The sequence below is a fragment of the Aeromonas sp. FDAARGOS 1405 genome, assembly GCF_019048265.1.
GTDB classification, from domain to species: domain Bacteria; phylum Pseudomonadota; class Gammaproteobacteria; order Enterobacterales; family Aeromonadaceae; genus Aeromonas; species Aeromonas veronii_A.
The window spans coordinates 260,359-272,713 of record NZ_CP077311.1 but is presented as its reverse complement, the minus strand read 5'-3'; the positions used below and the strand labels follow the sequence as shown (position 1 = coordinate 272,713).

Annotated in this window: 13 protein-coding genes; 6 read left to right on the top strand and 7 right to left on the bottom strand. The window is 56.7% G+C overall.

What is annotated here, in order from left to right:
• Positions 1 to 32: 32 nt before the first annotated feature.
• Both I6L35_RS01260 and queF read right to left on the bottom strand, forming a co-directional pair.
• Entirely contained in the window at positions 33 to 2,315 is a 2,283-nt protein-coding gene (locus I6L35_RS01260; RefSeq protein WP_216951893.1) for a hypothetical protein, read from the bottom strand.
• Between the two features lie 177 nt (positions 2,316 to 2,492).
• Positions 2,493 to 3,341, bottom strand: coding sequence for an NADPH-dependent 7-cyano-7-deazaguanine reductase QueF (gene queF / locus I6L35_RS01255; protein WP_216979332.1), 849 nt, complete (start codon positions 3,339 to 3,341; stop codon positions 2,493 to 2,495).
• A 204-nt stretch (positions 3,342 to 3,545) separates the two neighbouring features.
• Here queF and syd point away from each other — a divergent pair, with 204 nt between their 5' ends.
• Complete coding sequence (syd, locus tag I6L35_RS01250; protein ID WP_201909933.1) at positions 3,546 to 4,094, top strand: SecY-interacting protein; 549 nt, start codon at positions 3,546 to 3,548, stop codon at positions 4,092 to 4,094.
• Between the two features lie 92 nt (positions 4,095 to 4,186).
• Here the strand turns inward: syd and I6L35_RS01245 are convergent, their stop codons facing one another.
• The 5 genes from I6L35_RS01245 to I6L35_RS01225 all read right to left on the bottom strand — a co-directional run bounded on the left by I6L35_RS01245 (position 4,187) and on the right by I6L35_RS01225 (position 7,118).
• A complete protein-coding gene (locus I6L35_RS01245; protein ID WP_216979331.1) occupies positions 4,187 to 4,972 on the bottom strand; it encodes a Zn-ribbon-containing protein in 786 nt (261 codons plus the stop codon).
• Between the two features lie 3 nt (positions 4,973 to 4,975).
• Entirely contained in the window at positions 4,976 to 5,272 is a 297-nt protein-coding gene (locus I6L35_RS01240; protein ID WP_216979330.1) for a DNA-binding protein, read from the bottom strand.
• Positions 5,273 to 5,355: 83 nt separating this feature from the next.
• Positions 5,356 to 5,592 (bottom strand): DUF2789 family protein, encoded by a 237-nt coding sequence (locus I6L35_RS01235; protein ID WP_005338602.1) that lies wholly within the window; start codon positions 5,590 to 5,592, stop codon positions 5,356 to 5,358.
• A gap of 74 nt (positions 5,593 to 5,666) precedes the next feature.
• On the bottom strand, positions 5,667 to 5,966 hold the full coding sequence (locus I6L35_RS01230; RefSeq protein WP_005349738.1) for a DUF3301 domain-containing protein: 300 nt from the start codon (positions 5,964 to 5,966) through the stop codon (positions 5,667 to 5,669).
• Positions 5,967 to 6,077: 111 nt separating this feature from the next.
• Positions 6,078 to 7,118 carry a DUF3549 family protein gene (locus I6L35_RS01225; protein ID WP_216979329.1) on the bottom strand — a complete coding sequence of 347 codons (1,041 nt, stop codon included), beginning with the start codon at positions 7,116 to 7,118 and terminating at the stop codon, positions 6,078 to 6,080.
• A 276-nt stretch (positions 7,119 to 7,394) separates the two neighbouring features.
• Here I6L35_RS01225 and I6L35_RS01220 point away from each other — a divergent pair, with 276 nt between their 5' ends.
• From I6L35_RS01220 to I6L35_RS01200, 5 genes are all read left to right on the top strand, one after another.
• On the top strand, positions 7,395 to 7,730 hold the full coding sequence (locus tag I6L35_RS01220) for a YqcC family protein (protein WP_005338596.1): 336 nt from the start codon (positions 7,395 to 7,397) through the stop codon (positions 7,728 to 7,730).
• Positions 7,727 to 8,500, top strand: coding sequence for a tRNA pseudouridine(65) synthase TruC (truC, locus tag I6L35_RS01215; protein ID WP_019445213.1), 774 nt, complete (start codon positions 7,727 to 7,729; stop codon positions 8,498 to 8,500). Before I6L35_RS01220 ends, truC begins: the two co-directional genes overlap by 4 nt.
• Positions 8,501 to 8,590: 90 nt before the next feature.
• Positions 8,591 to 9,031 (top strand): flavodoxin, encoded by a 441-nt coding sequence (locus I6L35_RS01210; protein WP_216979328.1) that lies wholly within the window; start codon positions 8,591 to 8,593, stop codon positions 9,029 to 9,031.
• A gap of 542 nt (positions 9,032 to 9,573) precedes the next feature.
• On the top strand, positions 9,574 to 10,893 hold the full coding sequence (locus tag I6L35_RS01205) for a maltoporin (protein WP_288728294.1): 1,320 nt from the start codon (positions 9,574 to 9,576) through the stop codon (positions 10,891 to 10,893).
• A 91-nt stretch (positions 10,894 to 10,984) separates the two neighbouring features.
• On the top strand, positions 10,985 to 11,956 hold the full coding sequence (locus I6L35_RS01200; RefSeq protein WP_216979326.1) for a MalM family protein: 972 nt from the start codon (positions 10,985 to 10,987) through the stop codon (positions 11,954 to 11,956).
• Positions 11,957 to 12,355 lie beyond the last annotated feature (399 nt).

The window sequence follows — 12,355 nt, the reverse complement described above, 5'->3', positions numbered from 1 at the left end:
CAGTGGCCGAACCCGAGGTTGAGTGTCGTCTGTTATCTATTATTTGCCGGCTGGCCTTCAGCAGCTTGCATCCTTGCGAGGCTGGGCCAGTTAACCCATTGCTTTTCATGAGAAGAATTGACTTTTACCAGCCCCTTGTCAATTGCCATCAAGCCGCATTGCCACACATCCCCATTAAAAAATGCAGCCTGCTGGCAATCGATGGCGGCGAGCTCCAACCAGGCGTTTTGCCGGTATTTTTCACTGAGCTGAATGGCTCCCGAAAGGGCGAGATAGCAGAGGTCGAACAGGCCATTGTGATCGAGCGCGGTCGCCGCCTTGGGCAGGAAGGGGTGGCTGACAATCCCCAGGCTTATCTGGCGATCAAGCTCGTATTGGCAAGGGAAGGCGGCGATTGCGGTTAGCAGGTCTCCCGCAAGTTGATGCAGGTTGGTCACGTGGCGCTGCGGCACAACGTAGAGCATGTGCCCTTCCCGCAAGTCATAGATACGGCCATCTTGCGGGGTCAGGGTATCCATATAGATGCCGAACGCCTGCTCGATTTCACGGCTGACCTGATAGCCGTGGCGCTCGAGGGTATTGACCATAAAGGGCACCCTGAACAACAGGTAGTGCAGCTTGTCATCGAATTCGCTGTGCTCTTCGCTCAGATACCAGCGCTCCGATTTCAGCTGGCGTTTTGCCATCTCTCGTGGCCAGCGATTCATCAGCCGCTGCCAGTTGGCAAGTCCGGAACGGGGTTCGATCAGCAGGGCCTCGCCAGTGCGTTTCAGTTGCAGACGGGCGGTACGCAATTTGAGCCAGAGGGTGAAGAAGAGGTAGATGAAGAGCGCCAGCAGCAGGCTGGTGGTAATGCTCGACCAGAGATAGCGCTCCTGCTGGTGCTGGCTGTTGTTAAGCTGCTGCTCCAGCTCCTTGATGTGTTGTACCCGTTCAACCTGGACATAGTTGTCGCGGATCGCAGCCTGCTCCTGATCAATTTCCTGCTGGCGAACCTCTTCTCCCAAACGATGGAAGCGCTTGTAGCTGTCGAGGGCCTGGTGCAGGTATCCCTTCTGCTCATACGCAAGTGACAACAGGCGGAATACTTCGTACTGGCGGCGAGTGTCGCCTACCTGATTGGCCAGTGCCCGGGCATTTTCCAGCTGCAGGATGGCGATGGCCGCCTCCTGCTTCTTCAGATAGAGCTCGCCGAGCAACAGCAGGGTATCGATCAGCGGCTCTTTGGCATCGCCCAACTCGTGGGACTGCCGGGCTGCATTGAGGTAGTTGCCGGCCAGCGAGAGGTTACCGCTTTGCAGATAGGTTTTGCCAATCTCGTACTTGAGCAGAGAGGCCTGCGGCCGACTGCTTCCCTCATCGAGCAAGTCCAGCGCATTGAAGAAGTAGACCAGCGCCATGTTGAGATCGCCCTGATCACGGTTGAGTCGGGCCAGCACGATAAGTGAGTCGCATAGCAGTGACGGATTGCCGATGGAGTGAAAATAGTTGGCCGCTTCATTGGCATATTGCAGCGCTTTCTGGGGCTCCTGCTCTTGCTGATAGAGTTTGACTATCTGGTTGGAGAGCAAGCCGAGAAAGAGCGGGTCGTTGAGATTCTTGGCCTGCTGCTGGGCATCGATATATTCACCCAATGCCAGCTGGGGTTGTTGCAGCACACGATAAAGGTCGCCGCTGATGGCGCTGACCCAGGCGCTGGCAAGAGGATTGGCGGCTTTGGCAGCCCAGATCCTTGCATCCGCCAGATGGGTCTTGGCGTCTTCAAGATGCTGATTTTCAATCTCGTAGCTGGTGCGTTGCAGGCGGCTATAGATCTGTAACTGGCTCTGTTTGAGGTCGGGACGGGCCAGCTGTTCGTCCAATTGTTCCAGCAGGATACGGCTGTTGTTCTGGCCATCTTGCCTTAGCCCCTGGCTACGGATTTTGAGATAGAGGGCGTGGGCCTTGAGTTCGGGTTGGCGCTCTCTCTCCGCCAGCTCCATCGCCTTGTCGAGGGTTTGCTGGGTAGCTTGATATTGGCCAAGCTGGATTCGGCACTCCCCTTCAAGCAGGTGTGCTCCGATGGTTTGCGAAACGGTGCTGTAGCTGAGCAGAGGCTCGCGATAGCCGAACTCCTGACGATTACTGATGATTTGCTGGGGATTATTGGCCGCACGCGTCAGAAAGGCGGAGGTGATCTGAACACATCTGGCAGGGTCGGTCAGCACCAGTGATTGGGCCTGTTGCAGATCCAGGGATAGTTGCTCCTTGTCCAGATCCAGATTTGGAGCGGACAGAGAAGACATCATCATAGCCAGAAAAAACAGTTGATTCATTGGATTAAGGACGGCGCAGAGGTGTTGGCATGTTATCCAAGCCCACCCCTGCGAGTCCAGCGTTTACTGATGGTGTGCTCAGGCTCCTTTGTAGCCGGATGCATCAAGGCGCCAGCAGGGTTGAGATAGCAGGGCGCTGTGGTGTGATACCGGGAAGCCCTTTATCAACGTCTGCTCTTATTGACGGATCAGACGCAGGTTGGTTGGCACGGCTTCGAAATCGGAGCGGAACGGGTTGATGTCGAGGCCGCCGCGGCGGGTATAGCGTGCATAGACGGTCAACTGCTCAGGCTGGCAATAGTGCTTGAGGTCGATAAAGATCCGCTCGATGCACTGCTCGTGGAACTCGTTGTGTTGGCGGAACGAGATGAGGTAGCGCAGCAGCTTCTCCCGATCGAGTTTCGGCCCCTTGTAGCGGATTACCACGGAGCCCCAGTCGGGCTGGCTGGTGACCAGGCAGTTGGATTTGAGCAGGTGGCTGTGCAGAGTCTCTTCAACCTGCTCGCTGCCGACCGCCCCTTGCAGCAGGGACGCATCAAACTCGTAATGGTCTACCTCGATATCCTGCTCATCAATGCACTCGCCGGGCAGCAGGGCAATCTGGTGCGGCGCCTTGTCGAGGGGGAACAGGGTCACCTTGACGGTCTCACCGGCACAGGCACTCAGATCCTTGGTCAGCATGGCGGCGACTGCCTCGATAGAGTCGCAACGGGTCTGGTTGAAGGAGTTGAGGTAGAGCTTGAAGGATTTGGATTCGATCAGGTTCGCACTGGTGGCCGGAATGGCCACTTCACCCACCGCCACCATCGGCTTGCCCTTGGCATTGAGCCAGGAGAGCTCATAGAGGGTCCAGACATCGCAACCGCTAAAGGGCAGGTCATCGCCCAGCTGGAGATCATCCCGGTTCAGGCTACGTGGAACCGGCTGCAGCAGGGAGGGGGTGTACTGGCTGATGTAATCGGATTGCTGGCCCAGGCTCAGGCCGGTCAGGGCGCTGGCCCCGGCGTATCTATCTTGTTTGCTCACAGGGTTGCTCACGTAATGTGCTCATGATGAGTGGAATGAAACGGGCCATTGCAGGGCCGGATGGTTGCAGCCGCTTGGCTTGGGCGTCGGCCTCTCTGTATCCCGGGTTCTGTTTCCCGGGTCGCAAGGTCGGCTGGCAACCTTGTCTGTTACCGGGTTTGGTGGTGCAATAGCGGACTTTGCCAGCAATTGTGGGGATTTTCGATGTCGGATCAAGTTTTGTCTGCCCTGGAGCACTTTTTTGCCCGCTGGCAACGGGATGGCGAGGCCAGACGAGGCCTGCCCCTGTGCGAGTGGGAGGCGGACTGGCGTTCCCCCTGCCAGCTTGGCGAGCCTGCCGATGGTCGGGTTGCCTGGCGTCCTCACCATCGCCCCGAACCCGCCGATTTTACAGCCATGGCCGATGCCCTCGAGCTGACAATTCATCCCAGCGCTATCGCCCTGTTCGGACACTGGTTCAGCCGCCCCATCCCCTGCCTTTTCAAGGGGCTGCGCCTTGAACTGATCCTGCCGTGGAACGAGGCGGATCTCGACCTGCTCAAGGAGAACCTCATCGGTCACCTGCTGATGCTGCGCAAGCTAAAACGAACCCCCTCCATCTTTATTGCCACCACCCGCAACGAGATGACGCTCATCTCGCTGGATAACGAGAGTGGTCAGGTGTGGCTGGAGTGGCTCGATTCCGGCCGTCGGCTGCCGTTGGCTCCCTCCTTACCTGCGTTTCTGGAGCGGCTGGAGACGTTGCCGCAATAGCACCTGCTCGAGCCAAGGTTACCCATCGGAATGAAAAGAGCCTTGCCATGCGGCAAGGCTCTTTTTTATGGGGTTGCGTACAGGGAACGCGCTTAATCCTTGAAATCCCAGGAGAGGTTGGAGACCAGACGGCAGCTGTCGCACTTGAAGTCGAAGATCTCGTGCAGCGGCGCTGCCAGCGCCCACTCACCGCCACAGCTTGGGCAGGGGCGCGCTTTCTCGTCGGCGGCACTCAGCCCGCCTACCCGGTAGAGGTAGTAGTAGGTGGGGATGCCGCTCAGCACTTCCAGCCGTTTGGCCAGATCGCTGCCGCGCCGGTAGAGGCGGCTGCCCACTTCGCCGATTTCGTGCAGTGCCGCATGTTCGGCGATAGAGCCGTTCATCTGCAACTGATCGCACGCCTCCCAATCCTCTTGCCACTTGATGATCTGTTTCTGATCGCCGTTGGCGACCGCGGGTAGTTGGTAGAGCGGAATGGGGGCGAAGTGGTCGCCACAGCGCAGCGGCGAGCAGGTGTGCAGGAAGCTGGTATAGAGCAGCATCCAGCTCGGCCGCTCGCCCTGCTGGCCGCAAGGGTCGGTGCTGTCGGAGAGCAGGTCCGCCCCCTGCAGCTGGAGTTTAGGCGCCAGCAGCCCGGCCTGGTTGAGCTGATGCTCGGCCAGCTTGACCTGCTCGCTCTGGTTGTCCGGATGCAAACTATCCTGCTCTGGGCAGACCACCCGACTGACGAAATAGCCGTCGTGCATGCTGGTGGGGAACTCCCGCCCGAGGATCTGACCCTGATAACGCAACATGTCGAGGTAGTTGACGATGGCCCGCTCGGCTTCGCCAAGGGAGGTATCGCGGTAACACTCAAAGCAGAGTTCGACGATATACATGGTTCAGCTTTGCCCCTGCTGGATGAGCAGATCGGTCAGGCGATCCACCTTCTGTTCGATGCGCGCGAGCTGCTCGGCGAGTTGCTGCAGGGTGAGCGGCGGTGCTGGCTGGGGTGCCGCTTCGGGCAGGCTCTCGCTCTCGGAGGTAGCGACGGGCTGCTGCTTCCACTGGCTCAGCACTTTCAGCAGCTCGGCCATCGGCACAGGCTGGGTGAGGCGGGCCTTGATCATGGCGGTAGTGGGCGTCAGGCCCTTGGCGGCCAGCTCGTTGGCAATTCGGATGATCTCGTGGGCGGACATAAGCATGCTCTGGGTGAGAAGGAGGGATCGATATCGGGGCGGGATCTTAACCAAAGCCGACAGGGGAGGAAAGGGGAGGGCGGCTAGCGGGGCTGGCGCAGCATCACATCGAGCTGGTCGATCGCTTCGCACCAGTCGGAGTCGTTCCACAGGGCATCGCGCAGAAAGCTGGCTTGGGCGGCGTTCCAGAAACCGGCCTCCGGCAACAGGGTTTCATTGTCGAGGTGATGGTCGTGCACAAAGCGGTGCAGGCTCAGCTCGTCGTTGGCCATCCCGAGCTGGGCAAACAGGGCTGGCAGATCGTGGACAAGGGGTTCCATCTCGTCTCTCCCTTTGTTTAATCCCTGAGATTATAGACAGGCACAGCCATCGGGCGCAGAGACGAGATTGGGGATCAGGCAGAGGGTATGCGATGGGGTGGCAGATCAACGCCCACGACGTGCAGCCCCTGCATCTTGAGGGTGCCCTGATAGTGGCTCTCGCCATCGCTGGAGAATTCAAACTGATAGTGGGTCAGTAGCCGCAGGGGATTATGCGCCAGCTCCCGCCGATGGCGGGCCAGCGACAGCAGTTGCAGATCATGGTGCTGGCAGTAGCGGCGCATGTATTGCCAGGCCACTTCTGCCTGTTGGCGTTGCAGCCAGAACAGGCCGGCAATCGCAATCAGCAACAAAATTCCGAGCATCTCTCCCATAGGCGGGCTTCCTTATCGTGATGTCGATAACCGGGAGTCCTGCTCGGCACTCCCGATCTCCTTTTCTATTTTCCGCCGTGTTGCCTCGTGGCGTGAGGGGGAGGCGAGGGATCAGGCCGAGGCAAACAGACGGCCGATGGCCTTGCCCAGCGCATCGCTGCGCTCGGGGTCTCGCAGTCTGGCCAGCATATCATTGCGCAGGGCCGGTAAAGTGACCAACTCGGCAAAAACCTGATTGAAGAACTGGGTCGGTTGCAGTGCCAGTTGTTCCAGATAGTGGCTGAGCAGATTGGCATCTTTCAGATCGGGCCAGAGTCGACCAGCGATGGCGAGCAGCAGCGCAGGGCTCGGCTGGGTTTGCAGCAGGGTCAGCAGCTTGTTGGTGCGCAGCGTGCTGCCGGGGCAGGAGGCCATGGCGCGGCAGAGGTAGGCCAGGGTCTCCGGGTTGGGGGCGGCGCACTCCTGCTCCTTGCCGATCCGCTCAAGCAGGGCGCCTTGTACTGCTGGCGGCAGCGGGGCGTTTTCAAGGCTCTGGCAGAGTGCATAGAGCGGCTCTTGCGGCAGTTTGGGCAGCGCCTTGCAGATCAGCGCCAGATTGCGCTCATCATGCAGCCGCTCCGCAAGGTCGGCAAAGCCCTGCAGCCCCAGCGTCTGCCAACCGGTGTCGTTGGGGGCGGCCAGATAGTGGCAGAGGGCATCGTAATAGGCAGAAGGGGCCTGCTCCAGCTGGCGCGCCAGCTTGGCGTGCAGACTGGCCATTTTTGCCTCCGCCGGGCGGAAGGTGTAGGGATTGTCGGCCAAGCGCTGGGCTTTCTCTTCATCCAGATCGCCGGTGAGCTTGTAGCCCAGGGTCTCCACCACCTGATCCATGAACAGCTTGGGGCCATTTGACATCAGCAGGCCGCGCTCATCGAGGGCGAATTTGAGGAACCAGAGGTAGTGGCGAGACTCGCTCGGCTGGAAGAAGTGCACACCGAGCCAGGCGTGCTGTTGCAGCGGCCAGGGATAGGGCTCTTGCTGCTGTTCGATGCGGACAAAGGTGTCGCTTGCCAGTGGCCGCACCTGGCGGCCCATGTCAAACAGCTGGAACTGGGTGCCAGCCTGAGTCAGAAATTCGGTCAAGGTATTGATGGCAGTAGGCGTCATAGACATGGTGAGATCCGGCTAATGGTGATGCGGGCCGATTATAAGGCCCTTGCCGAGGATAGCCAGTGGCAGCAGACGCGCGTTGCGGCAGATATCAACATGGCAGCCATGCGGGGGGAGGTGTATAGTATCGCCCTTTTTTAAAGTCGGCAGGCCGCGCTGGCTGCCGTGTATGTCGACGAGCAGGCTTAATCGCCGGTGCTGCGCGACCGAATGTATAGGCATCCTGGCTGACCCTGTCGGGTCAGCGGATCAATCTGTGGTTATGAGGAAGAGAGCGAGATGAATCAATATTTGCTGGTAGCTGGCCTGTTGGGGGAACTCACCGCCGAGTTGCAGCGCCTTGAGCGCTGGCAAGCTGACCATCCCGGTGACGAAGCCCTGGCAAGCACCCTGCCTTTTTGTGTCGATACCCTGAGCTTTGATCAGTGGCTGCAGTTCGTGCTGATCCCGCGCATGGAGCAGTTGGTGATGTTGCAGGCGCCGCTGCCCACCAGCGTCTCCCTCTATCCCATGGCCAGCGAAGTCTACAAAGAAGATCTGGCCGAGGCAGAAGCGTTGCTGCGCCTGATCGCCCGCTTCGATCTGCTGCTTTCCGGCAAAGTGATCGAACAATGATGCCAGCGCAAACTCGAGAAGAGAGCGACCTGAAGCTGACCCTGCTCTATCAGGATGAGTGGCTGGTGGCGGTCAACAAGCCGTCCGGTCTGCTGGTGCACCGCAGCTGGCTCGACAAGGGCGAGACCCGTTTTGCCATGCAGATGACCCGGGATCTCATCGGTGGTCGCCATGTCTATCCGGTGCATCGCCTCGACCGTCCCACCTCCGGCGTGCTGCTGTTTGCGCTCGATCCGGTGATTGCCCGCGCGTTGACCGAAGCCTTTACCCAGCGTCAGGTGCACAAGGAGTATCTGGCATTGGTGCGCGGTTGGGCACCCGAGCAGGGGGTGATCGACTATCCCCTCAAGGAGCAGCTGGACAAGATTGCCGATGCCATGAGCAACCCGGATCGTCCGGCGCAGGATGCCGTCACCACCTTCCGGCGCCTGCATCAGGTCGAGCTGCCCCACGCGGTCTCCAAGAAGCACCCCACCAGTCGCTACAGTTTGGTCAGATTGTTCCCGAAGACCGGCCGCAAGCATCAGCTGCGCCGCCATATGGATCACCTGTTCCACCCCATCGTCGGGGATACCACCCACGGGGATGGCCGCCACAACCGTTTCTTTCGCGAGCACTTCGGTTGCGAGCGGCTGCTGCTGGTGGCCCGCACCCTGAGCTTTACCCATCCGGTGCTCAAGGTGCCGATGCGGATCCAGGCTCCGCTCGGTCAGGATGTGTTGCGCCTGTTTGCCGAGCTGGGTTGGCCCGCCAGCGAGAGCGACTACTAAGCGCCTGATCCTCAGCCCTGAACCGGTGGCATCTGACGCCAGCTTGCTGATAGAGTTGCTCAAAAGAGTGACTCAAGCAGGGAGAGGAGAATGGCGCAGATCGATATCGTGGTAGGCACTGTCTATGGCGCAGCTATGCTGGTGGCCGAGACCTTGGCAGATGAGCTGGAACGCAAGGGGCATCACTGTTCTCTGCACGAAGAAGCACGGCTGGCGGACATCGACCCCGGCCGTTTTTTATTGCTGGTCAGTGCCACCACCGGGCAGGGGGACATTCCACCCAATCTGCAGCCCTTTGCCAGCGAGCTGGCTGACAAGGCGCCCTGGCTCAAGGGATTGCGGTATGCCCTGATTGCCATGGGGGACAGCAGCTATGACCATTTTTGTGGCGCGGGCCGTCGGCTGGACGGGTTGCTGCAAGAGCTGGGCGCCACGCGAGTGATGCCCCCGCTGGAGCTGGATGCCACCGTGGACGATGAACCCGAACAGGTGGCACTCATCTGGCTGAAAAAGTGGGATATTCAGCCCTGAATATTCTCTGAATAAGAGCCATATCAATCCCCTGATCCTTAACCGGCAGGGGATTGTTATTTGCACAAATGTCATCTCACTCAGCAAGCATATTTCCCACTCTTATTGTCGATAGTGGCGGAGGGATATTTTCCCCTTTTGGCATTCCATCGGCGTAATGGTTTCAAGCGCACCGCAGACCCGTTCTCCAAATAAAAGTTCAATCTTGAAAGCGATCTCAGTCATGTTTTTGTCATCCGATCGTAAAATAATGACTTTGGTTCTATCGCAAATTAATCAATGATAACGCTTTCATGTTGGTTCACATTGCTGGTTGTCTTCATTTATTGGTTTTTTATTTCCTGTTTTGGCGTTTCTTTACTTGTCATTGTCGCCGCGATAGCTCGCCGAGCGATTTGTCGCCATTTTGTGAGTCGCTTCATATTTGTCGCGAAATACGCTCCCTATAATCAACCTCGATTATCACCAACAGGATTACGTGGTGATAAAACGTTGAATATTCAGGATCACACTCCTCACTGCGGGAAATAAGGAATATGACAATGAAAATGAAGTGGCTCCCGATTGCAGCAGCTGTTACTGCCGCCCTGGCTTCCCAAGCCGCCTTTGCCGTAGATTTCCACGGTTACTTCCGTTCCGGTGTCGGTGTTTCCGGCGACGGCGACATGGTTAAATACAACGTCAATAAAGTTGGCCGTCTGGGTAACGAAAATGATACCTACGGTGAAGTGCAACTGGGTCAGGAAGTGTTCAACAAAGATGGCAAGACTTTCTATGTTGATTCCATGTTTGCCATGGCTTCCAACGGTTCAAATGACTGGGAAGGTACCGGTACTGTTTGTAACTTCGATGCCAAGCAGTGCAATGGTGATTCCGACTTCGCTCTGCGTCAGTTCAACGTACAAGCCAAAGGTTTGCTGAACTTTGCTCCTGAAGCAACCTTGTGGGCTGGTAAGCGTTACTATCAACGCCATGACATCCACATCTCCGACTTCTACTACTGGAACATCTCTGGTGCTGGTGCTGGTATCGAAGGCATCCAGGCTGGTCCGGGTAAAGTTTCTTTCGCATGGGTACGTAACGATCGCAGCGCTGCTGATGTGTTTGGCCAGTACACCCAAACCGGTGTGGATGCCAACGGTAACCCGACCTATCAGAAGAATGAAGATCTGAACGTCAATACTCTGGATCTGCGTTATGCCGGCATTCCGCTGTGGACCGACGCGTCCCTGGAGCTGGGCGTGGATTACGCTCTGGTCAATGAGACCAACGATCAGAAAGCACTGAAAAAGAATCCGCAAGACGGCGTGATGCTCACTGCTGAACTGACCGCAGGTATCCTCGGCGGTTTCAACAAAACCGTGCTGCAATACGGTACTGAAGGTTACTCCAAGACCATGGCTTTCTACGGTGATGGTTCCTGGTACGGTGCTGAAGCGAAAGACGGTGCCGATGGTTTCCGTATCATCAACTGGGGTGTGGTGCCGATGGGCAACTCTTGGGAGATGGGTCACCAGCTGGTCTACGGTGTAGGCAACGAAATGTGGGATGGCAACGACAAGTATGAAACTATGTCTGCTGTTATCCGTCCGATGTACAAGTGGGATGACTTCAACAAGACCATCTTTGAAGGCGGTTACTTCAAGGACAACAACAAGTCTACCAATGGCAGCGAAGACAAAGATGCTGGCTACAAGCTGACTCTGGCTCAAGCCTGGTCTGCTGGCTCCAGCTTCTGGGCCCGTCCGGAAATTCGTGTGTTCGCCTCCTACCTGGCTAACGACGAAGACAAGAAAGTCTTCGAAGGCAATACCTCCAAAGACACCTACCAGTTCGGTGTTCAAGCGGAAGCTTGGTGGTAAGCAAAAGTTTAAGTTAAGTTAGTGACTGCCCCCTTATGGGGGCAGTTTTGTTTCGCCGGATCACGGCCACCGGATTATGGAGATCAGAAAAATGAAACGGGTAAAGATGTCTATTGCAGCCGTAATCACTGCGCTATTAACCGGTTGTGCCGGAAACATGGTTGTTCCCCTGCAAGAACATGGCTCGATCTTGAGCGATGCAGATCAAGCCAAGCAAGCGTTGGCCAAAGCCTCAAGCTGCTGTGTGGCGTTTAAAGATTTCAGTTATGCCCCCTTGCCTGAAGGTGAGACCTTGCTTGCCATCGATGGCAAGCAACCCACTTTTCAGTTTGATGAGGGAATGAGTTACTTTGCGGCTTATCGCCTGCCGACCAACACCGGCAATCTGGCGATCAGCCTGGCATCACAGGTGAGCAAAACCGTGATGGTGCCCAAGGTCATTATGCTGGATGCCGAGTTCAAGGTGACCCGTGTACTGGGTGAGTCAGTATTCAGTTATCAGCCTGCTCACCTGCTCGATAACGACCGTATCGAAGGGCGTCTCTTTGTTGACCGCAGCATGCCTGGCAACCCGGCCAGCGAAACATACATGATCGTCTATGCGCCTGCGGACCAACTCTCTGGCAGCACAACAATCCTGCATCCATCAAAAGCGTTTGCCCGTGCTAATGGTACCGTTGAGCCTGATATCAAGGATCCTGTGATCCCGCACTCTCCTTGGGGTTTGGTGCAGATCAAAGTCAAAGATATGGCCCGTGGGAGTGGCCTTGAAGCGGTATTCAAACCCGAATATGCCGACAAGGTGGCCATGAGCCAGGGTCAGCAGGTTGCCGCGATAGCGACGACTGCAGCCGTTACCACAACTGCAACAGCTGCGGTCGCAGCCAAACCTGCTCCTGCCATGCTGAGTGAAACAGAAGCCTTCTACCAGAGCCAGATCGAAAAAGCGGTCAAGGCGGGGGATATCGACAAGGCGATGAAGCTGGTGAACGAGGCCGAGCGGGCTGGTTCAACTAAGGCAAAAAGCGTGTTTATTGATGCGGTCAAGCGCTCGCAAAAATAGAATAATACGCCCCTTTGCTGGTCAGATATATTTATTGAGGCCTCCCTTGTTGGAGGCCTTTTTAATCGGTAGACTGTAATAAATAAAAATCACGCCGTTACATTGAGTTACAATGGGTTTCCATCTGATATAAATGGCATTATTAAAATACAAAGTGAAACTGCTATTTATATGTTTTTATAATAGAGTGATAATGCAGATTATTAACTCACATTAGATGAGCTTTTTAGCCGCTAAACAAGTTGTGATCTTCCCTCCAAATTCAATATTCCCCCGTCTTCGAAAGCAGCAATTTATGACCCGCTGGGTTATATTCTGATGGTCAAAATAAACAAGCCCGACTCGAAGATATCTGAATGAATCAGTGCTTATTTCATCCAGATAGATCGTTCAGGGACG